The organism is Listeria cossartiae subsp. cossartiae, from assembly GCF_014224155.1.
GTDB lineage: Bacteria > Bacillota > Bacilli > Lactobacillales > Listeriaceae > Listeria > Listeria cossartiae.
Genome location: NZ_JAASUI010000001.1, coordinates 1204039 through 1225144, shown reverse-complemented (window position 1 = coordinate 1225144; position 21106 = coordinate 1204039). Strand labels below are relative to the sequence as shown.

22 protein-coding genes and 1 other annotated feature (1 of these 23 cut by a window edge) are annotated in these 21106 nt (G+C 38.1%); of the genes, 19 read left to right on the top strand and 3 right to left on the bottom strand.

The genetic code is table 11. The annotated features are described in order from the left end of the window. Positions 1–29 precede the first annotated feature (29 nt). The gene (holA, locus tag HCJ30_RS06250; RefSeq protein ID WP_185391401.1) at positions 30–1061 is read left to right on the top strand and encodes a DNA polymerase III subunit delta; all 1032 of its coding nucleotides are present in this window, start codon (positions 30–32) and stop codon (positions 1059–1061) included. Between the two features lie 85 nt (positions 1062–1146). Here the strand turns inward: holA and rpsT are convergent, their stop codons facing one another. Then, positions 1147–1401 (bottom strand): 30S ribosomal protein S20, encoded by a 255-nt coding sequence (gene rpsT / locus HCJ30_RS06245; protein WP_003726526.1) that lies wholly within the window; start codon positions 1399–1401, stop codon positions 1147–1149. Positions 1402–1644: 243 nt separating this feature from the next. Here rpsT and lepA point away from each other — a divergent pair, with 243 nt between their 5' ends. After that, positions 1645–3471 (top strand): translation elongation factor 4, encoded by a 1827-nt coding sequence (gene lepA / locus HCJ30_RS06240; protein WP_003726525.1) that lies wholly within the window; start codon positions 1645–1647, stop codon positions 3469–3471. A 43-nt stretch (positions 3472–3514) separates the two neighbouring features. Here the strand turns inward: lepA and HCJ30_RS06235 are convergent, their stop codons facing one another. Beyond that, the gene (locus HCJ30_RS06235; protein ID WP_185391400.1) at positions 3515–3952 is read right to left on the bottom strand and encodes a MerR family transcriptional regulator; all 438 of its coding nucleotides are present in this window, start codon (positions 3950–3952) and stop codon (positions 3515–3517) included. Between the two features lie 112 nt (positions 3953–4064). Here HCJ30_RS06235 and HCJ30_RS06230 point away from each other — a divergent pair, with 112 nt between their 5' ends. From HCJ30_RS06230 to era, 16 genes are all read left to right on the top strand, one after another. Then, positions 4065–5093, top strand: coding sequence for an NAD-dependent epimerase/dehydratase family protein (locus HCJ30_RS06230; protein ID WP_185391399.1), 1029 nt, complete (start codon positions 4065–4067; stop codon positions 5091–5093). Positions 5094–5181: 88 nt separating this feature from the next. After that, positions 5182–6339: a radical SAM family heme chaperone HemW gene (gene hemW / locus HCJ30_RS06225; protein WP_185391398.1), complete on the top strand. Its 1158-nt coding sequence runs from the start codon at positions 5182–5184 to the stop codon at positions 6337–6339. A 146-nt stretch (positions 6340–6485) separates the two neighbouring features. Further along, entirely contained in the window at positions 6486–7523 is a 1038-nt protein-coding gene (gene hrcA, locus HCJ30_RS06220; protein ID WP_185391397.1) for a heat-inducible transcriptional repressor HrcA, read from the top strand. Between the two features lie 41 nt (positions 7524–7564). Next, on the top strand, positions 7565–8140 hold the full coding sequence (gene grpE / locus HCJ30_RS06215) for a nucleotide exchange factor GrpE (RefSeq protein ID WP_185391396.1): 576 nt from the start codon (positions 7565–7567) through the stop codon (positions 8138–8140). A 33-nt stretch (positions 8141–8173) separates the two neighbouring features. Then, positions 8174–10015, top strand: coding sequence for a molecular chaperone DnaK (gene dnaK / locus HCJ30_RS06210; protein WP_185391395.1), 1842 nt, complete (start codon positions 8174–8176; stop codon positions 10013–10015). Between the two features lie 142 nt (positions 10016–10157). After that, positions 10158–11288, top strand: coding sequence for a molecular chaperone DnaJ (gene dnaJ / locus HCJ30_RS06205; protein WP_185391394.1), 1131 nt, complete (start codon positions 10158–10160; stop codon positions 11286–11288). Between the two features lie 72 nt (positions 11289–11360). Continuing rightward, complete coding sequence (gene prmA / locus HCJ30_RS06200; RefSeq protein ID WP_185391393.1) at positions 11361–12305, top strand: 50S ribosomal protein L11 methyltransferase; 945 nt, start codon at positions 11361–11363, stop codon at positions 12303–12305. Beyond that, positions 12306–13073 carry a 16S rRNA (uracil(1498)-N(3))-methyltransferase gene (locus HCJ30_RS06195; protein WP_185391392.1) on the top strand — a complete coding sequence of 256 codons (768 nt, stop codon included), beginning with the start codon at positions 12306–12308 and terminating at the stop codon, positions 13071–13073. Between the two features lie 197 nt (positions 13074–13270). Next, positions 13271–13444 (top strand): 30S ribosomal protein S21, encoded by a 174-nt coding sequence (gene rpsU / locus HCJ30_RS06190; protein ID WP_003719762.1) that lies wholly within the window; start codon positions 13271–13273, stop codon positions 13442–13444. A 19-nt stretch (positions 13445–13463) separates the two neighbouring features. Next, entirely contained in the window at positions 13464–13910 is a 447-nt protein-coding gene (locus HCJ30_RS06185) for a GatB/YqeY domain-containing protein (RefSeq protein ID WP_003736634.1), read from the top strand. 187 nt (positions 13911–14097) lie between these two features. Beyond that, complete coding sequence (locus HCJ30_RS06180) at positions 14098–15057, top strand: PhoH family protein (protein WP_003726017.1); 960 nt, start codon at positions 14098–14100, stop codon at positions 15055–15057. A gap of 15 nt (positions 15058–15072) precedes the next feature. After that, positions 15073–17229: a cyclic-di-AMP phosphodiesterase PgpH gene (gene pgpH, locus HCJ30_RS06175; RefSeq protein ID WP_185391391.1), complete on the top strand. Its 2157-nt coding sequence runs from the start codon at positions 15073–15075 to the stop codon at positions 17227–17229. Between the two features lie 17 nt (positions 17230–17246). Then, entirely contained in the window at positions 17247–17732 is a 486-nt protein-coding gene (ybeY, locus tag HCJ30_RS06170) for an rRNA maturation RNase YbeY (RefSeq protein WP_185391390.1), read from the top strand. After that, entirely contained in the window at positions 17710–18105 is a 396-nt protein-coding gene (locus HCJ30_RS06165; protein WP_185391389.1) for a diacylglycerol kinase family protein, read from the top strand. Before ybeY ends, HCJ30_RS06165 begins: the two co-directional genes overlap by 23 nt. Positions 18106–18129: 24 nt before the next feature. Then, positions 18130–18525, top strand: coding sequence for a cytidine deaminase (locus tag HCJ30_RS06160; RefSeq protein ID WP_008947839.1), 396 nt, complete (start codon positions 18130–18132; stop codon positions 18523–18525). Further along, positions 18522–19427 (top strand): GTPase Era, encoded by a 906-nt coding sequence (era, locus tag HCJ30_RS06155; protein WP_185391388.1) that lies wholly within the window; start codon positions 18522–18524, stop codon positions 19425–19427. The genes HCJ30_RS06160 and era overlap by 4 nt, the downstream gene beginning before the upstream one ends. A 48-nt stretch (positions 19428–19475) precedes the next feature. Here the strand turns inward: era and HCJ30_RS06150 are convergent, their stop codons facing one another. Next, complete coding sequence (locus tag HCJ30_RS06150; protein WP_185391387.1) at positions 19476–20108, bottom strand: DUF4352 domain-containing protein; 633 nt, start codon at positions 20106–20108, stop codon at positions 19476–19478. 138 nt (positions 20109–20246) lie between these two features. Between HCJ30_RS06150 and recO the strand changes: the two genes are divergently transcribed. Beyond that, positions 20247–21014 (top strand): DNA repair protein RecO, encoded by a 768-nt coding sequence (recO, locus tag HCJ30_RS06145; protein WP_185391386.1) that lies wholly within the window; start codon positions 20247–20249, stop codon positions 21012–21014. 40 nt (positions 21015–21054) lie between these two features. After that, positions 21055–21106, top strand: a binding site (T-box leader); it runs 123 nt beyond the window's last position.

Here is a 21106-nt window from a genome sequence, read left to right as displayed (position 1 = left end):
AGAAATAAGAGTGAAGCGAGGCGAAATGAATGCTGCCAGAATGGAAACAGATACGCTCCAAAAAAATAACTCCAGTGTACTTAATCATTGGAACAGAAGATTATATTATTAACGAAACGAAGCAACTTTTAATAGATAACATTCTAGATGGCGAAGAGGTAGAATTTAACTATGCCAATCTGGATTTAGAAGAAATGCCGATTGAAGCAGTCGTTCAAGAAGCAGAAAGTATGCCATTTTTTGGAGATAAACGTTTAGTAATGGCAAACAATCCGCTCTTTTTAACGACGGAAAAAAGTAAAAACAAAGTGGAACACGATACAGCGAAACTAGAAGCGTATCTCAATGAGCCAGTAGACTACTCAGTTTTATGCTTTGTGGCGCGCGTAGAAAAATTGGATGAACGTAAAAAACTAACTAAACTTCTCAAGAAAACAGCTACAGTCATAGAAGCAAAGCGACCTAATGAAAATGAACTCAAAAAGTGGATTGAAGCAAAAACAAGCGAGAATCAGATGCAAATGTCACAAGCAGCGATCACGCGACTTATTGAATTAACTAGCGGCCAGTTAACAACAGCTATGAATGAATTACAAAAATTAATGCTCTATTGCTTTGATACAAAAGAAATTACGGTTCAAGAGGTAGAATCTTTAGTTGTTCGCTCACTAGAGCAAAACATTTTCTTGCTACTTGATAAAATGATCGCTATGGATATCGGTGGGGCACTCCGAATTTATTATGATTTATTAAAACAAAAAGAGGAACCTATCAAAATACTCGCATTAATTTCTAGCCAATTCCGATTGCTGAATCAATTAAAGCTGCTAGAACAACAAGGCTACTCACAACAACAAGCTGCAACTAAATTAAAAGTGCATCCATTTCGCGTGAAATTAGCATCTAAACAAGCAAAGAATTTCTCAGAGCGACAATTAAATCAAGCGTTAAAACGATTAGCTGAAATAGACTTTGAAATGAAAACAGGTTTTGGTGATAAAGAACAGAAACTCGAATGGTTTTTGTTTGAATTACAAGATAATCGTCAAAAGACAGTATAAAAAATAGCTTTGTCGCTAAGGACAAAGCTATTTTTACAAACAAAAAACACCACACAAGGTGTGATGTTTTATACCGAACTCGGTATTATTTAGCTAATTTAGCAGCTAAGCGAGATTTGTTGCGAGCAGCATTGTTTTTGTGAATCAATCCTTTGCTCACAGCGCTATCTAATTTTTTTGATGCTTCTACGTAAAGATCTTTCGCGTTGTCCGCGTTGTTTGCAGCTGCTTCATCAAATTTCTTGATAGCAGTACGCATTGCAGAACGTTGAGATGCATTACGGCTGTTGCGAGTTTCAGCAGTTTTTACACGTTTAATTGCAGATTTAATATTTGGCATTCCATTCACCTCCGTCCAAACTAATGAGGTAGTATTTATTTCATATAACATACCTTTTAAATTATATCAGAACAAATGCTATTATACCGAAATCACAGCCATAATGCAATAATACTTTCTATTTTATTTTAAATTTATCTGTATTTAATAAAGAAGTCATTGAATGTTAAGCGTTCTACTGATATAATCAAGGATAGCTTGCCATCGGATTTATGCGATGAGTTCTAATCAGGAGCTGGGGAAATGAACAAAGAAGAAATGAATGCAAGACAAAAGAAAATTAGAAACTTTTCGATTATCGCGCACATAGATCATGGTAAATCTACACTCGCTGATCGGATTTTAGAACAAACGGGTGCTTTGACGCATCGTGAAATGAAAAATCAGCTACTAGATTCGATGGATTTAGAACGTGAACGCGGGATAACCATAAAATTAAATGCTGTACAATTAAAATATAAAGCAAAAGATGGCGAAACATATATTTTCCATCTGATTGATACGCCAGGGCATGTCGATTTCACCTATGAAGTATCAAGAAGTTTAGCTGCATGTGAGGGAGCCATTCTAGTAGTAGATGCTGCGCAAGGGATTGAAGCACAAACACTTGCCAATGTTTATCTTGCACTAGACAATGATTTAGAAATTTTACCTGTCATTAACAAAATCGATTTACCAGCGGCCGATCCAGAAAGAGTCCGTGAAGAGATTGAAGATGTTATCGGCTTAGATGCTTCCGACGCTGTACTCGCTTCGGCAAAATCAGGTATTGGTATTGAAGATATTCTTGAACAAATTGTTGAAAAAGTGCCAGAACCTTCTGGAGATGTCAACAAACCGTTAAAAGCGCTCATTTTCGACTCCGTTTTTGATGCGTACCGCGGCGTTATTGCTAACATTCGTATCATGGATGGCGTTGTGAAGGCCGGCGACAGAATTAAAATGATGTCGAATGGTAAAGAATTCGAAGTAACGGAAGTAGGCGTTTTCTCTCCAAAAGCAACACCGCGCGACGAATTACTTGTTGGTGATGTAGGTTACTTAACAGCTGCTATCAAAAATGTTGGTGATACGCGAGTAGGTGACACGATTACTCTAGCAAATAATCCAGCTGAAGAAGCGCTTGATGGTTACCGCAAATTAAATCCAATGGTTTACTGTGGTTTGTATCCAATCGATTCTTCTAAATACAATGATTTGCGTGATGCTCTGGAAAAACTTGAACTAAATGACTCCGCTCTTCAATTTGAAGCAGAGACTTCTCAAGCGCTAGGCTTCGGTTTCCGTTGTGGTTTCCTAGGATTACTGCACATGGAAATCATTCAAGAGCGAATTGAACGCGAATTTAACATTGATTTAATCACTACTGCTCCAAGCGTTATCTATCATGTCAATTTAACAGATGGTTCAAATATCGTCGTTGATAATCCTGCTGAAATGCCTGAACCTGGTGTAATTGAAAGCGTAGAAGAGCCGTATGTAAAAGCAACTGTCATGGTACCGAATGATTACGTTGGCGCAGTTATGGAATTAGCGCAAAATAAACGTGGTAACTTCATTACGATGGAGTATTTAGATGATATCCGTGTGAGTATTGTGTACGAAATTCCGCTTTCCGAAATTGTTTACGACTTTTTCGACCAATTAAAATCATCTACAAAAGGCTATGCGTCCTTTGACTATGAATTAATTGGCTATAAAGCTTCTAAACTGGTGAAAATGGATATTCTTTTAAATGCGGAAAAAGTCGATGCATTAAGCTTTATCGTTCACCGTGATTTTGCCTACGAGCGCGGCAAAATTATCGTGGAAAAACTAAAAGAACTTATTCCAAGGCAACAGTTTGAAGTGCCAATCCAAGCAGCGATTGCCACAAAAATCGTTTCTCGTTCTACTATCAAAGCACTGCGTAAAAACGTACTTGCTAAATGTTATGGTGGGGACGTATCTCGTAAACGGAAACTCCTAGAGAAACAAAAAGAAGGTAAAAAACGAATGAAACAAATCGGTTCCGTTGAAGTTCCACAAGAAGCCTTCATGGCCATCTTGAAAATGGATGAATCGAAATAATAAAAAGGTTGTGCTGTGAGCTCACGTTCACGGCACAACCTTTTTATATATGATACGGATAAATTAAATCATGTTTTTTCTTCTCCATAGTGACATATTTTCGCTCAGCAGTAATGACTTCTACGGCATCAGGAGAAGAATACTTCGCAATTTTCACATCAACTTCTTTTAGATTTTCCGTTAAATCCTCTAAATTTTTCAAAACAACTGTCCGATGATCCAAGAGCAACTGTTTCCGAGCTTCGATAGAAACAGGTCCTTCCATCACGCAATCAATATATGTGCGGATTTGTTTCAACGGCATTCCCGTATTTTTCAAACAACAAATCGTATGAATTAATTTCAAATCCGATTCCGTAAATTCGCGGTATCCAGACTGATTTTTAGAAACAAATGGCAGTAAACCTTGTTTATCATAGTAACGCAATGTATAAATCGACAAATTAAATATTTTGGATACTTCTTTAATAGAATAAGTCATTTTTTCCTCCAATAAATAATTTACTTGCCCTACACTATACTCTAGGGTTTACAGTAAGTATAAAGCGAATAGAACAAATAAGCAAAATTAATTATTATCGGAGGAATTTATAATGAAAAACAACGTATTAGTAACAGGCGGAACTGGATTTTTAGGAATGCACATTATCTTTCAATTATTACAAAAAGGCTACCGTGTCAAAACAACCGTCCGTTCTTTAAAAAGTAAAGATAACGTCATTAAAATACTAAAAAATAACGGAATTACAGATTTCACGCAGTTATCCTTTGTTGAACTTGATTTATCTAAAGATGCAGGTTGGAAAGAAGCCATGCTAGACTGTGAGTATGTGTTAAGTGTTGCTTCACCAGTGTTTTTTGGTAAATTTAAAAACGAAGATGAATTAATCCGCCCAGCGATAGACGGTATCACACGAATTCTAAAAGCAGCCAAAGCGGCCAAAGTAAAACGAGTAGTTATGACGTCCAATTTTGGCGCAATCGGTTTTAGTAATTCGGATAAAACGAGCATCACGACGGAAGCATTTTGGACCGATGAGTTTGCTAAAGGATTATCGGCCTATGAAAAATCGAAACTAATCGCTGAAAAAGAAGCTTGGAAATTTATGGGGAACGAAACAGAATTGGAATTCGCAACGATTAACCCAGTGGCTATTTTCGGACCATCGCAAAGTAGCCATGTATCCGGAAGCTTTGACTTGCTAAAAAATCTGTTGAACGGTTCCATGAAACGCGTCATTAATATTCCGTTAAATGTAGTAGATGTGAGAGATGTCGCTGATTTACACATCCGCGCAATGATCACTAAAGAAGCAAACGGCGAAAGATTTATTGCATCCGCGGACGGAGAAATCAGCATGGAAGACATCGCTCATTTACTTCGCCAAAAACGCCCCGACCTTGTTTCTAAAATGCCGCAAAAAACGTTACCGAATATCGCTATTAGAGCTGCTGCGTTGTTTAACAAACATGCCAAAGAAGGCGAGTTAATGATTAATATGAATCGCCAAATAAGCAATGAAAAAGCCAAAAAGATGTTAGGTTGGACACCAATTTCCACGAAAGAAGAAGCTGTCTTAGCCGCGGTAGACAGTTTGGCGAAGTATGGTTTACTAGATTAAAAGCGAATCCACCACATAAGCCCTTAAAAATATGTTAAACTGTCTAATGGACAACGAAGCCAATTTTAAGTGCAAGGAATTGATAAAAATGATAAATGCGAACCAATCGAGTAATGAGCAATCCGCGGTATACATCCATATTCCGTTTTGCGAACATATTTGCTATTACTGCGATTTCAATAAAGTATTCCTAGAAGGGCAACCGGTCGATGAATACGTAGATTTACTAATAAAAGAAATGAAACTCACAGCTGCAAAAGGACCAATCGCACCAGTGGACACGGTTTTTGTTGGCGGAGGAACACCTACGACATTAAACGAAGCGCAAATTGCCAGACTTTGTACAGCAATTCAAGAAATATTACCACTCAAAAAAGATATCGAATTTTCCTTTGAAGCAAATCCAGGGGACCTCTCGCTATCTAAATTACAAGCAATGCAAGATCACGGCGTTAACCGCATTAGCATGGGCGTTCAAAGCTTCAACAACGAACTACTCAAAAAAATCGGCCGGATTCATACAGTGAAAGACGTCTATCAATCCGTTGAAAATATGCGTAAAATCGGTTTCGAAAACGTGAGCATTGATTTGATCTTTAGCTTACCCGGACAAACAGAAGCAGATTTCCAAGATACATTAAAACAAGCGCTTGACTTAGATTTACCCCATTATTCCGCATATTCGCTTATTATCGAACCAAAAACGATTTTCTACAACCTAATGCAAAAAGGAAAACTCATCCTTCCCGGACAAGACGCGGAAGCAAACATGTACGACTTATTGCTGAACGAAATGGAAAAACACGGTCGCAAACAATATGAAATTAGTAATTTTGCCAAAGAAGGCTTCCAAAGTAAACACAATATTACTTACTGGAGCAATGAACATTACTACGGATTCGGCGCCGGCGCACACGGCTATGTTGGCGACACACGTTACAGCAATTTCGGACCAATCAAAAAATACATGGAACCCTTGCAAGAAAATAAACTGCCAACCTTCCAACAAAAAGAACTCACTTTAAAAGAAAAAATGGAAGAAGAGATGTTCTTAGGTCTTCGGAAAGTGGACGGCGTGAACAAAAACCACTTTAAGCAAAAATTCGGCCAAGATTTAGATACTACTTTTGCTAATGCGATTCAAAAAACAATGGCAAAAGGCTGGCTCGAAAATAATGAAGAAAATGTGGCACTTACAAGAAGCGGCAGATTTTTAGGGAATAATGTTTTCCAAGAATTTCTCTAAAACCGCATCATTTGACCTTTTTTGACCAAACAATCCTACTTTAGTCTGAAATCGAGTGTTTTCGGTTGACTAAGGTGGAATTGTTTGGTAAATTTATACTTGTATTTAGCACTTGACGTTATGGAGTGCTAAAAGAGGTGATTGCTATGTTAACAGAAAGACAACTTTTGATTTTCCGTGCCATCATCGATCATTTCACTTGGACTATTCAGCCGGTTGGATCAAAGAATTTGCTGAAAGAAAAAGGTTTGCCTTATAGTTCCGCGACTATCCGTAATGAAATGGGGGTCCTCGAAGAATACGGTTTTATTGAAAAGACGCATTCCTCGTCCGGACGAGTTCCATCAGAGAAAGGGTACCGCTTCTATGTCGATTATTTACTCCAGCCCAAAAAGCTCGATAAATCTGACAGGCAAATGATTCGTTCCTTCTTTTCAGAGAATTACTACGAAATGGAAGGACTTATCCAAAATTCAGCTTTAATGTTATCCGATTTAACCAATTACACGTCCATCTTGCTTGGTCCTGAAGCGACGAAAAATCATTTAAGTGGCTTTAGATTTGTACCAATAAATAATTTTCAAGCAATGCTCATTTTAATTACCGATCAAGGGCATGTTGATAATCATCTTGTGACCATACCTGAGGGCTCAACGCTTTCCGATATCGAACGAATGGTTAACATCCTAAATGAACGGTTGATTGGGCTTTCGCTAGATGATTTAAAAGTACAAATACCAATGGAAGTAAAAGAACTACTCGGCAAGCATGTCAGAAACTATGAAAGCTTTATGCATGTATTCTCGGATTCTTTTGCTCAAGCAAGTCAACAAAAAGTGTATTTTGGCGGAAAAACAAATATCCTTAACCAACCAGAATTTCATGATATTAATAAAGTCCGTGAGATGCTTCATTTGATGGAAGAAGAACAAGATGTGTATGAATTGTTTAGGGATATTCCCGATGGCCTCCAAGTGAAGATTGGCCGTGAAAACAATAATAGTCTAATGGAAGATTGTAGTATCATTACAGCGACGTATAATATTGCTGGCGAACGCGTTGGCGGTATCGTACTCCTAGGCCCAACAAGAATGGAATACAGCAGGATGATGGGACTCGTTGATGTAATGAGCCGAGATTTAACCGATGTGTTAACCAAACTTTATCGTGATAACCAAAATTAGGAAGGCTGAAAAAGCACAAGTTTTTTCAGGAGGTGGCTAAAGTGTCTGAGAAAAAGAATAAAAAAGAAAGACTAGCTGATGAAATCGAACAAGAAGAATTAAACATTTTAGATGAATCAGAAGAAACCGTTGAAGAAGAAGCTGCGGCCGATACTTTAACCGAAGAACAAACGAAGATTTTAGAACTTGAAAACAAACTTGATGAAGTGGAAAATCGCTATCTTCGTATGCAAGCGGACTTCGAAAACGTCAAAAAAAGACATATCGCAGACCGTGATGCCAGTCAGAAATATCGTTCGCAAAGCCTAGCGCAAGATTTACTTCCTGCACTAGATAGTTTTGAAAAAGCACTTGCAACGAATTCTGATCATGAAGAAGTGAAGCAAATTTTAAAAGGAATGGAAATGGTGTACAACCAAATTCTTGTTGCTTTTGAAAAAGAAGGTATTGAAGTAATTCCGGCTGTCGGCGAACAATTTGACCCGAATTTCCATCAAGCCGTTATGCAAGACAGTGACGAAAATGCAGAAAGCAACGAAATCACTGCCGAACTTCAAAAAGGTTATAAATTAAAAGATCGGGTTATTCGCCCATCAATGGTAAAAGTAAATCAATAAAAAATAATTACTGAATAACAGGAGGAAATAACAATGAGCAAAATTATCGGTATTGACTTAGGAACAACAAACTCTGCAGTAGCAGTATTAGAAGGCGGAGAAGCTAAAATCATCCCTAACCCAGAAGGCGCACGTACAACACCTTCCGTAGTTGGTTTCAAAAATGGCGAACGTCAAGTAGGTGAAGTAGCGAAACGTGCTGCTATCACAAACCCAAATACAGTAAGTTCTATTAAACGTCACATGGGTACTAACTACAAAGAATCCGTAGAAGGAAAAGACTACTCTCCACAAGAAATCAGTGCAATCATTTTGCAATACCTAAAAAGTTATGCAGAAGATTACCTTGGCGAAACTGTTGATAAAGCAGTTATCACTGTTCCAGCTTATTTCAACGATGCACAACGTCAAGCAACAAAAGATGCTGGTAAAATCGCTGGACTTGAAGTAGAGCGTATTATTAACGAACCAACAGCAGCAGCACTTGCTTATGGTATGGATAAAACAGAAACAGACCAAACAATTCTAGTATTTGACCTTGGTGGCGGTACTTTTGACGTATCTATCCTTGAACTAGGCGACGGCGTATTCGAAGTACACTCTACTGCCGGCGACAACGAACTAGGTGGAGATGACTTTGACAAAAAAATCATCGACTATCTAGTAGCTGAATTCAAAAAAGACAACGGTATTGATCTAAGTCAAGACAAAATGGCGCTTCAACGTTTGAAAGATGCAGCTGAAAAAGCGAAAAAAGATCTTTCTGGCGTAACAAGCACACAAATCTCTTTACCATTTATCACAGCCGGAGAAGCTGGCCCACTTCACTTAGAAGTAACACTTACTCGTGCTAAATTTGATGAATTAACTCATGACTTAGTTGAACGTACAATTGCGCCAACTCGTCAAGCATTAAAAGATGCGAACCTTTCTGCAAGCGATATTGACCAAGTTATTTTAGTTGGTGGATCTACTCGTATTCCTGCAGTTCAAGAAACAATCAAAAAAGAATTAGGCAAAGAGCCTCATAAAGGTGTAAACCCGGATGAAGTTGTAGCAATGGGTGCTGCAATTCAAGGTGGCGTAATCACTGGTGATGTAAAAGACGTTGTACTACTTGATGTAACTCCATTATCCCTTGGTATTGAAACAATGGGCGGCGTTATGACTACACTTATCGAACGTAATACAACTATTCCAACATCTAAATCTCAAACATTCTCTACAGCAGCTGACAATCAACCAGCCGTAGATATCCATGTACTTCAAGGTGAACGCCCAATGGCAAAAGACAACAAAACATTAGGTCGTTTCCAATTAGCGGACATTCCAGCAGCACCACGCGGAATCCCTCAAATCGAAGTATCATTTGATATCGACAAAAATGGTATCGTAACAGTTCGCGCGAAAGACCTTGGAACTGGTAAAGAACAAAACATCGTTATTAAATCTTCTTCAGGTTTAACAGACGAAGAAATCGAAAAAATGGTTCAAGATGCAGAAGCTAACGCAGAAGAAGATAAAAAGAACAAAGAAAATGCAGAACTTCGCAACAACGCTGACCAACTAGTATTCACTGTAGATAAAACATTGAAAGAACTAGAAGGCAAAGTAGACGAAGAAGAAGTGAAAAAAGCAGAAGCAGCGCGCGACGAATTACAAGAAGCGCTTAAAGGCGAAGATTTCGATGCAATTAAAGAAAAAACAGAAAGCTTAAACGAAATCGTTCAAAACCTATCTGTTAAATTATACGAACAAGCTGCAGCAGAACAACAAGCAGCAGGTGGCGCAGAAGGTCAAGAAGCTCCGCAAAATGACGACATCGTAGACGCTGAATTTGAAGAAGTAAATGACGACGACAAAGAAAACAAATAATCTTTTTAACAGGTAAGGATAATGAGTCAAAGTCTACTGTGGCTTTGGCTTTTTATCTGAAATAAAGTTTTTACAACATCTCTTTCAAATGTTACAATACGTTAGGACTATAAAAATCTATCATGGACAGGAGTGATGGCGGATGGCAAAACGAGATTACTATGAAGTGCTTGGTATTTCCAAAAGCGCCTCAGCGGACGAAATAAAAAAAGCTTACCGGAAACTGTCCAAACAGTATCATCCGGACATAAATAAAGAAGCAGGCGCTGATGAGAAATTCAAAGAAATATCAGAGGCTTATGAAGCATTAAGTGACCCACAAAAACGTGCACAATATGACCAATACGGACATGTAGATCCAAACCAAGGCTTCGGCGGCGGTGCTGGTGGTGGCTTTGGTGGCGGAGGCTTCTCCGGATTTGAAGATATCTTTGACACGTTCTTCGGTGGCGGCGGACGTCAACAAGATCCAAATGCCCCAAGACAAGGTAGCGATTTACAATACACGATGCGCCTTAAATTCAAAGAAGCTGTTTTCGGTAAAGATGCCGAAATCGAAATTCCTCGCGAAGAAAACTGTGATACATGTCATGGTTCCGGCGCGAAACCAGGAACGACACCTGAAAAATGTAGCCATTGTGGCGGTAAAGGTTCTATTAACGTGGAACAAAATACTCCATTCGGCCGCGTAGTTAATAAACGCACATGTCAATACTGTAATGGTACTGGTAAAGAAATTAAAGAAAAATGTGCTACATGTCACGGTAAAGGCCGCGTAACGAAAACGAAAAAAATCAAAGTTAAAGTGCCAGCTGGTGTCAATGACGGCCAACAAATGCGTGTATCTGGCGAAGGGGAAGCTGGCATTAACGGCGGACCTAACGGCGATTTATATGTGGTATTTGTCGTTATTCCAGATGAATTTTTCGAACGTGAAGCAGATGACATTTATGTAGAAGTTCCAATTACATTCGTACAAGCAACATTAGGCGACGAAATTGACGTGCCAACTGTTCACGGCAAAGTTCGCTTAAAAATCCCGAATGGTACACAAACAGGAACAACCTTCCGCCTACGTGGCAAAGGCGTTCCACATCTTCGTGGCAACGGAACAGGTGACCAACACGTCATCGTCAAAGTAATCGTTCCGAAAAAACTAGATGATAAACAAAAAGAAATCTTGCGCGAGTTTGCTTCCACTACTGGAGACAAAGTAGATGAGCAAACATCTGGATTTTTTGACAAAATGAAACGAGCTTTTAAAGGCGATTGATGAACGTAGAGGTCGATAGTTGTGCGAGAAGCAACCATCGACCTTTTCTACATACTAAAGGAGTGTTAAAAAATGGAATGGTCAGAAGTAGAAGTCCATACAACAAATGAAGCAGTAGAGCCAGTGGCGAATGTTTTAACAGAATTTGGCGCAGCAGGCGTATCAATTGAAGATGTAGCTGACTTTTTGCGCGAACGCGAAGATAAATTTGGCGAAATTTATGCACTTAAACGCGAAGATTACCCAGAAGACGGCGTAATCATCAAAGCTTATTTCTTAAAAACGACCGAATTCGTGGAGCAAATTCCAGAAATCGAACAAACTTTGAAAAACCTCACAACTTTTGATATCCCATTAGGTAAGTTTCAATTTGTTGTGAATGATGTCGATGATGAAGAATGGGCTACTGCTTGGAAAAAATACTATCATCCGGTTCAAATCACCGACAGAATTACCATCGTGCCTAGCTGGGAATCCTACGAAGCATCCGCAAACGAAATAATCATTGAACTGGATCCAGGAATGGCTTTTGGAACAGGAACTCACCCGACTACCCAATTATGTATTCGTGCATTAAGTGACTATTTGCAACCAGGCGACGATATCATTGATGTTGGAACCGGCTCAGGCGTATTAAGTATTGCCAGTGCCAAATTAGGCGCTAAGTCCATTTTAGCAACAGACCTTGACGAAATTGCCACGCGTGCAGCAGAAGAAAATATTGCGTTAAATAAAACCGAGCATATTATTACAGTAAAACAAAACAATCTTCTTCAAGATATTAATAAAACAAATGTTGATATCGTAGTTGCCAATATTTTAGCAGAAGTTATTTTACTTTTCCCTGACGATGTTTATGCGGCACTAAAACCAGGCGGGATTTTCATCGCTTCGGGAATTATTGAAGATAAAGCGAAAGTAGTAGAAGAAGCGCTGAAAAAAGCGGGACTTATTATCGAGAAAATTGAGCAACAAGGGGACTGGGTTGCGATTATTTCCAAACGAGGAGTGGAATAAATGCAGCGTTATTTCGTAACAAATGAGCTAGAAAACGATAACGATACAATCAGTATAACGGGAGAAAATTTTCATCATATGACTCGTGTTATGCGAATGAAAGAATCCGACCAAGTATTCATCGCCTTTCCAAGCCAAAAAACGTGTATCGCCGCGATAACTGCCATTAATGACGAGGAAGTGCTATTAAATCTCGTTAAATGGTTGGAGGAATCTACCGAGTTACCAATTGAAATCACGATTGCGAGCGGCCTCCCAAAAGGAGACAAACTAGAACTGATCATCCAAAAAGCTACCGAACTAGGCGCGCACAAATTTATTCCTTTTAAAGCAGAACGTTCTGTAGTGAAGTGGGATGATAAAAAAGTCATCAAAAAAATCGAACGCCTGCAAAAAATTGCGCAAGAAGCAGCCGAACAATCACATCGGACAATTATTCCAGAAGTACATTATGCAGCTAGTTTTAAAGAATTAATGTTCGATCATGTTCATTATGACTACGTAATTGCTGCTTATGAAGAAAGTGCCCGAGAAGGTGAGGTTAGCGCGCTTGCTAGTTTATTCCAAACAATCAAGCCAGGACAGTCTGTTTTATGCATTTTCGGACCAGAAGGCGGTATTAGCGAAAAAGAGCTAGTTTTCCTTCAAGAAGTGAATGCACAACTCGCTGGACTCGGCCCGAGAATTTTAAGAACAGAAACTGCTCCGCTCTATGTTTTATCCGCCGCTTCGTTCTATTTTGACCTTTATAAAAGTAAAAACGAATAACATTTCAAAGTTTTATGCGAAAGTTAACGATTTCATGTTGACGATGCCCGATGTTTCGTATATAATTTTTAATGAGTGAATGCTTATCTGCATTACTTCAGAATAATTCATAATTTATTTTCCGTTATGTCCTATTCTGGAACTTAAATGAAGGATTTAAGTGAGTGCATGTAAGTGCCGGAGGGAGGGAAAGAGAGATGTCAAAAACAGTAGTTCGTAAAAACGAATCGCTTGAAGATGCTCTTCGTCGCTTTAAACGTACTGTTTCCAAAAGTGGAACTTTGCAAGAATCCAGAAAGCGCGAATTTTATGAAAAACCAAGCGTAAAACGTAAGAAAAAATCCGAAGCAGCAAGAAAACGCAAATTCTAATTAAAAGGCGATGATTTCGTTGACACTGCTTGACAAGTTAAATGAAGATATGAAACAAGCGATGCGCGATAAAGAGAAAGAAAAACTTTCCGTTATTCGTATGTTAAAAGCAGCTTTACAAAACGAAGCAATTCACCAAGGTGTGAAAGATCTTACTCCGGATGATGAAGTAACCGTGATTTCCCGCGAACTCAAACAACGCAGAGATTCTCTAGCAGAGTTTGACAAAGCTGGACGTAGCGACCTTTCTGATAAAGTCCGTTCCGAGATTGTCATTGTAGAGGACTATGCGCCAAAACAATTGACTCCTGAAGAGCTTGAGAATATTGTGAAAGCAACTATCGAAGAAGTTGGCGCATCTAGTAAAGCTGATTTCGGCAAAGTAATGTCCGCAATTATGCCTAAAGTAAAAGGCAAAGCTGACGGCGGTGCTGTTAACCAATTCGTAAAAAAATATCTTTCATAAACTAATTCAAACTAGTTTTGAAACATTAAGAAACAGGGTTCCTTCGTATCTTATGGAGGAAATCCTGTTTTTTTATGCGTATTTTTACTCGATTTGCGTAGTTACTATCGCTTCGTTTTTCAAGCAAGGCAATTTCGTGTATAATATAACTAATCAAGGCACTTATAACAGGTGAAGGGGTTAGCCAATGCTAAATGAATTTAATGAAGTAGTCGAATTATCTGATGACACAAATATTCAAGATTTATTCGGCAATAATAATAAGAATATCGAACTTTTAGAAGAATTACTTCAAGTAAAAATTATTACACGGGGAGAATCACTATCCATCACAGGAGAAGAAGAACCTGTACAACATACGACAGCCGTCTTAAATGAACTTATTCTAACCGTAAAACGCGGCATTCATATTGACGGTCGTGATATCGCCCAAGCAGTCAAAATGCAAAGAAACGGCACATTAATTTACTTCCACACATTATTTGAAGAAGAAATTACGAAGAATGCCAAAGGGATGCCTATTCGCCCTAAAACATTCGGACAAAGAACGTATATTCAAATGATCAAAAAACACGACATCGTTTTCGGCGTCGGCCCAGCTGGTACTGGTAAAACATATCTTGCTGTAGTTATGGCTGTAGACGCATGGAAAAAAGGAAATGTCAGCAAAATCATCTTAACAAGACCTGCTGTTGAAGCCGGCGAAAGCTTAGGATTTCTACCAGGAGACTTAAAAGAAAAAGTAGATCCCTATTTACGCCCTGTATACGACGCGCTATACGATATTTTTGGCACAGAGCATACAACAAGGTTAATGGACCGCGGCGTCATTGAAATAGCTCCTCTAGCTTATATGAGGGGACGTACGCTAGATCATGCTTTTGTCATCCTAGACGAAGCGCAAAATACAACCATCGCACAAATGAAAATGTTTTTAACACGCCTTGGTTATGATTCTAAAATGATTGTCAACGGCGATATGACGCAAATTGACTTGCCAAAAGGCGCAACGAGCGGCCTTGTCAACGCAGAACAAGTTTTGAAAGACGTTAAAGATATCGGTTTTGTTTATTTTGAACACCATGATGTAGTCAGACACCCATTAGTTGCTGAAATAATTAAAGCCTACGAAGGGAAACAAAATTAGAAAGGAGACTAAGATGTGAAACTACCCAAGAAATGGAGAAATTGGTACATCGAAAGTGGAAAGAAATACCTTTTTCCGCTGCTCCTTGTTTGTTTTGCTGTTATAGCGTATTTTCTCGTTTGCCAAATGACGAAACCGGAATCATACAATGTCAAATTATTCCAAGTTGCTGAAAAAACGATTCGTTCGCCGCAAACAGTGGAAGACACAGAAAAAACCAAAGAAGAACGGACCAAAGCAAGCGATGCCGTAGAAGATGTCTATGTCTACAATCGTGAAACGGGTCAAAATCGAGTAGCCCTAATCCAAAGTGTATTCGCCTATGTAAATGAAGTAAATGCAGAGGCTGAAGATAACGACAAAAAAAATAAAGAAAAAGCTGAAAAAGAGGATAAACCTGTTCCCGCTCCAACAACTACAGAAACGAAATTAAAAAACTTAAAAGATAAATTATCCAACAATGTATCGGAAAAAATAACCTCTAACATATCCGATGAAGTACTTACAACTTTAATCGAAGCGAAAAATAAAGATTTTAACATCATGGAAGATGTCGTAACAACTGAAGTGGCCAAAACCATGGAGAACAAAATCCGTGATGAGAATCTAAATTCCGTTAAAATTAGAGCACGCGATGATATCGAACTATCTGCCATACCTTCTTATTACAAAAGCGTATCAAAAGCCTTAGTTTCTTATGCAATCGTACCTAACGAAATTTATAACGAAGAGCAAACTGACGCCAGACGAAAAGAAGCAGCACAATCGGTCGTTCCAGTAAAAATTTTACAAGGGCAAGTTATTGTCCAAGAAGGCCAAATCGTTGATAGAGAAAATTACCGTCAGTTAAAAATGCTGCATTTACTTGATCAAAAAATGCCTGTAAAACAATATGCCGGTTTTGCTATTTTCATTATTGCGCTCGCAGCAATCCTGTTTCTTTATACGAAAAAACAGACGCAACCTAAAGCGAAAAAAATGCAAACGATGCTGATTTTTTCTTCTGTATATATTGTTTCGTTATTCATGCTTTTAATTATTTTATTCTTAGAAACGCAAAATATCAGTAATATAGCCTTCCTATTCCCGGCAGCATTTGCGCCGATGATACTAAAAATATTACTGAACGAAAAATATGCCTTTTTGAGTGTCATTTTTATCGCTGTTACAAGCTTATTAACATTTCAAAATGACGCAAACAGTGGTATAACTGTCTTTATCCTACTGAGTGGTATGACAAGTGTCGTAGCATTGCGTGATTACAGCAGACGTTCAGCCATTATGTTCTCAGGCTTTATGGTTGGTCTAATAAATATGGTTTATGTGTTACTATTATTATTCATAAACAACAGTACGCTATTACAAGTTTCTACGCTAATGGCAATCGGATACGCCTTTTTAGGTGGGTTTGGTGCCTTTATTCTCGGCGTCGGAGTTATTCCGTTATTTGAAACAATTTTCGGCTTATTGACTACTAGTCGTTTAGTGGAACTAGCTAATCCAAACCATCCATTACTGAAAAAAATACTAATGAAAGCACCTGGTACGTATCATCACAGTATGATGGTAGCCAATTTGGCAGAAGCATGTGCTGATAAAATTGGTGCCAATAGCTTACTTGTTCGGGTTGGATGTTTTTATCACGATATTGGTAAAACATTAAGACCGCCGTATTTTGTAGAAAATCAATTACAAGGAATTAATCCGCATGATAGGCTGACACCAGAGCAAAGTCGTGATATAATTCTCTCGCATACAAAAGATGGCGCGGAGATTTTAAAAGAGAATCACATGCCACAACCAATTATTGATATCGCACTGCAACATCACGGTACTACTTTGCTTAAATATTTCTATTTTAAAGCAAAAGAGACCAATCCGGATGTAAAAGAAGCGGACTATCGTTACAGTGGACCAAAACCACAAACGAAAGAAATTGCGATTATCAATATTTCCGATAGTGTGGAGGCTGCGGTACGTTCTTCCACAGAACCAACGATGGCAAAAATAACAGAAATTATTGACGGAATCATTAAAGATCGCTTCCTAGATGGGCAATTTACAGAGTGTGATATTACGATTAGAGAAATTAGAATCATTCGTGACACATTAATCGCCACATTAAACGGAATATATCATCAACGAATTCAATATCCTGATGACAAAGATTGAAATAGGGAGGACACAAGATGACGGTCTTAGAGATTGATTTACTGGATGAAACAAACAAGCTACCTGACGAAGATAAAGAACTAGTGGAAAACATTCTGCAATTTGCTGCTGGTTATTTAAAAATCGAACAAGGAACGGAACTTTCGCTTACTTTTACAACAAATGAAGGGATTCGTGAAATTAATCGGGAATACCGCGGCAAAGATCAAGCAACGGATGTTATTTCTTTCGCACTGGAAGAAATGGGCGACGGGGAAACAGAGATTGATTGGGGCGAATTCGACCTTGAAACACCTCGTATGCTTGGCGATATTATCATCTCCACTGAAAAAGCAGAAGAACAAGCCAAAGATTACGGACATACAAAAGCAAGAGAATTAGGATTCTTGGCAGTTCACGGATTACTGCATTTGCTTGGGTATGATCATATGGAGCCTGACGAAGAAAAAATAATGTTCGGCTTACAAAAAGAAGTGTTGGATGCTTATGGACTTGAAAGATAGAAAATATAAACGCAGTAAAAATTATGCAGAATCTTTTCGCCATGCTTTTACTGGGCTAAAAACAGCTTTTTTAGAAGAACGAAATATGCGATTCCATACATTTGCAGCCCTTGCTGTTGTTATTTGCGGCTTTTTCTTTCATGTCACTAAATCAGAGTGGACATTGTTAATCCTATCTATTTTTGGCGTGTTAATCCTAGAAATGGTCAATACAGCGATTGAACGAGCCGTAGATGTAGCGACAGAACAGTATATTGATGAAGCGAAGAAAGCGAAGGATGTAGCTGCAGGTGCGGTATTACTAGCCGCATTTGTTGCCAGTTTTATCGGACTAATTATATTCATACCATACTTTTGCCAGATGTTTTTATAAAAAGAAGGGATTGTGACTTGGTAAATGAAAGAAAATAATTTTATCTCACTCGCTAAACAAGCAAGAGAATTTGCGTATGTTCCTTACTCGAAATTCCCAGTAGGAGCAGCTCTTGTTACGACGGACGATGAGGTCGTACTTGGTTGTAATATCGAAAATGCATCATTTGGCTTAACAAACTGCGCAGAACGAACAGCTATTTTTAAAGCTGTATCAGAAGGCAAACGAGATTTCAAACAACTGGTTGTCGTAGCAGATACAGATGGCCCAGTTTCGCCGTGCGGGGCATGTAGACAAGTCATCAGCGAGTTTTGCGCACCAGATATGCCAGTAATTTTAACAAACTTAACAGGAAAAACAGCGACGGTAACAGTGAAAGAACTTTTACCAGGCGCATTCACATCGGAGGACATGTTATGAGCGAACCATTTAAATCAGGATTTGTAGCTATTGTTGGGCGACCTAATGTTGGGAAATCAACTTTATTAAATCATATTATCGGTCAAAAAATTGCAATCATGAGTGATAAAGCCCAAACTACAAGAAATAAAGTACAAGGGGTATACACAACAGACGAGTCACAAATTGTTTTTATTGATACACCAGGGATACATAAACCAAAACATAAACTAGGCGATTTCATGGTAAAAATCGCATTAAATACGTTCCAAGAAGTAGACTTAATTTATTTCGTAATCGACGCATCTACTGGATTTGGTCGCGGCGATGAATTTATCATCGAAAAACTGAAAAATGTTCAAACACCCGTTTTTCTTTTGATTAACAAAATCGACTTGATTGCGCCAGAAGATTTATTCAAATTAATCGAACAGTACCGCGAATTGATGGATTTTGAAGAAATCATTCCTATCTCAGCGCTTCAAGGAAATAACGTACCTAACTTATTAGAGCAAACAAATGCTAATTTAGAAATCGGCCCAATGTATTATCCAAAAGATCAGATTACGGACCATCCAGAACGATTCATCATTTCCGAACTAATTCGTGAACAAGTTTTACAATTAACGAGGGAAGAAGTACCGCATTCGGTTGCCGTAGTTATCGAAGGAATCGAAAAAAATCCTAAAACAGAAAAACTTACTATCAATGCGACAATTATAGTCGAAAGAAGTACACAAAAGGGCATTATTATCGGCAAACAAGGTCAAATGCTTAAACAAATCGGCATGCGCGCTAGAAAAGAAATCGAAAGCTTACTCGGTTCTAAAGTATTTTTAGAAATCTGGGTAAAAGTTCAAAAGAATTGGCGCGACAAAGAACATTATTTACAAGACTACGGTTTCGACCGCGAAGAGTATTAAAAAAAAGCATCTGGCACACAATTTTGATTGTGTGCCAGATGCTTTTACTTATTCGGCTGTTTGTTCAGTCCAGTTATAGTTATCATATTCTACGTCATAAGGACCTGAGTTGAATACTTCATAGTATAGTGTTAATTCTTTTGATTCACCAGCTTGAATTTCACCAGAGAACGCATCTTCTGTAATTTGTTGTCCGTAATCGTCATCTGTATTGTCATACAACGAAACGTCTTCAGAAAAGAACTCAATTGGATCAGAGCTAGTGTTTTCAAATTTCACTTTTACTTTATAAATTTCATAGCCTTCTTTTTTCTGGGAAAGTTCTGGTTTCGAAATAGTAACTGTGCTACCATTTTCAATCGTTACAGCTTCATCAAAGTTTACATCTGTGTAGTCATCATAATAATTTTCATCATAGTCTTCCTCGAAGTTACTAGTGTTCGTATCTTCGTCGGATTCATAATTATAAATAGAAAATGGGTTATTAGCTAATTTAGACAGTGATGCAGTCACTACGTTTAGACCAGCTATTAATACGAAGAAGCCAATCCCAAATGATAGTCCAGCAACAATAATTCCTGCCCATCGTTCTTTTCTTACAATAAGCAAAATAATTCCCACAACAACACCTATGAATGTGAGTGTAAATAAGCTGATAAGTAATATAAGTAACATATCCATAGTTAAAAAAATCCTTTCTTTTCATACCTTTTTCTCTATTTTACAATAGGTAGGCGCGGAAAGATAGCAAAAAATTTAAAAAGACATAAACATAAAGAAAATGTTATAATAAATCGTATGAAAAAGGAGGCTTACCACATGGAAAAATGCGAAGGAATCGTGATACGGCAAACAAGTTACCGTGAATCAGATAAAATTGTCCGAATGTATACACGTGAATTCGGGAAAATTGGTGTGGTAGCTCGTGGTGCAAAAAAAACCAAAAGTAGACTAGCCGCAGTAACTCAATTATTTACAAATGGTTATTTTACTTTTTTTGGCGGAAATGGTCTTGGGACGCTTCAACAAGGCGAAGTGATAGAAAACTTTTCTTCTATACAACAAGATATTTTTATGACGGCTTATGCGACCTATGTTTGCGAATTGCTAGATAAAGCGACAGAAGAACGTCAACCGAATCCATACTTATATGAACTAACCTTTCAAATTTTGCGTGATATTGATGAAGGTTATGACCCGCAAATTCTTACTCAAATTTATGAAATGAAGATGTTGCCGGTTCTTGGGCTCTATCCAACCATGGATAAATGTGCTATTTGCGGTGAAACAACCGGACATTTTGATTTTTCGACGAGAAGTAATGGGATTATTTGCCATCGTTGTTTTGATCGAGATCGTTATCGAATGCATTTGCCGGAAAATGTGGTCAAGCTTTTACGATTATTCTTCATTTTCCAATTAGATCGATTAGGCAACATCGATGTCAAACCAGAAACAAAACAATGGCTCCAAAAAGCAATTGATACTTACTACGACGAATATTCCGGTTTATATTTAAAAAGCAGGAAATTCTTACGCGATATGGATAAATGGGAAAATATGTTAAAAAAAGAGAGCGACGATTGACTTTTTAGCAAAAATACAGTATCTTTTAATATATCAACTAATAGGTACGTTGAAGGGAAATAGTAACGAAAAGCTCTGTTTTTTAGCGAGTT

Excerpts from the sequence above, each read along its gene's own strand:
- holA (WP_185391401.1), top strand. The coding sequence starts at position 30 with ATGCTGCCAGAATGGAAACAGATACGCTCCAAAAAAATAACTCCAGTG.
- rpsT (WP_003726526.1), bottom strand. The coding sequence starts at position 1,401 with ATGCCAAATATTAAATCTGCAATTAAACGTGTAAAAACTGCTGAAACT.
- lepA (WP_003726525.1), top strand. The coding sequence starts at position 1,645 with ATGAACAAAGAAGAAATGAATGCAAGACAAAAGAAAATTAGAAACTTT.
- HCJ30_RS06235 (WP_185391400.1), bottom strand. The coding sequence starts at position 3,952 with ATGACTTATTCTATTAAAGAAGTATCCAAAATATTTAATTTGTCGATT.
- HCJ30_RS06230 (WP_185391399.1), top strand. The coding sequence starts at position 4,065 with ATGAAAAACAACGTATTAGTAACAGGCGGAACTGGATTTTTAGGAATG.
- hemW (WP_185391398.1), top strand. The coding sequence starts at position 5,182 with ATGATAAATGCGAACCAATCGAGTAATGAGCAATCCGCGGTATACATC.
- hrcA (WP_185391397.1), top strand. The coding sequence starts at position 6,486 with ATGTTAACAGAAAGACAACTTTTGATTTTCCGTGCCATCATCGATCAT.
- dnaK (WP_185391395.1), top strand. The coding sequence starts at position 8,174 with ATGAGCAAAATTATCGGTATTGACTTAGGAACAACAAACTCTGCAGTA.
- dnaJ (WP_185391394.1), top strand. The coding sequence starts at position 10,158 with ATGGCAAAACGAGATTACTATGAAGTGCTTGGTATTTCCAAAAGCGCC.
- prmA (WP_185391393.1), top strand. The coding sequence starts at position 11,361 with ATGGAATGGTCAGAAGTAGAAGTCCATACAACAAATGAAGCAGTAGAG.
- HCJ30_RS06195 (WP_185391392.1), top strand. The coding sequence starts at position 12,306 with ATGCAGCGTTATTTCGTAACAAATGAGCTAGAAAACGATAACGATACA.
- rpsU (WP_003719762.1), top strand. The coding sequence starts at position 13,271 with ATGTCAAAAACAGTAGTTCGTAAAAACGAATCGCTTGAAGATGCTCTT.
- HCJ30_RS06180 (WP_003726017.1), top strand. The coding sequence starts at position 14,098 with ATGCTAAATGAATTTAATGAAGTAGTCGAATTATCTGATGACACAAAT.
- ybeY (WP_185391390.1), top strand. The coding sequence starts at position 17,247 with ATGACGGTCTTAGAGATTGATTTACTGGATGAAACAAACAAGCTACCT.
- HCJ30_RS06165 (WP_185391389.1), top strand. The coding sequence starts at position 17,710 with ATGCTTATGGACTTGAAAGATAGAAAATATAAACGCAGTAAAAATTAT.
- HCJ30_RS06160 (WP_008947839.1), top strand. The coding sequence starts at position 18,130 with ATGAAAGAAAATAATTTTATCTCACTCGCTAAACAAGCAAGAGAATTT.
- era (WP_185391388.1), top strand. The coding sequence starts at position 18,522 with ATGAGCGAACCATTTAAATCAGGATTTGTAGCTATTGTTGGGCGACCT.
- HCJ30_RS06150 (WP_185391387.1), bottom strand. The coding sequence starts at position 20,108 with ATGGATATGTTACTTATATTACTTATCAGCTTATTTACACTCACATTC.
- recO (WP_185391386.1), top strand. The coding sequence starts at position 20,247 with ATGGAAAAATGCGAAGGAATCGTGATACGGCAAACAAGTTACCGTGAA.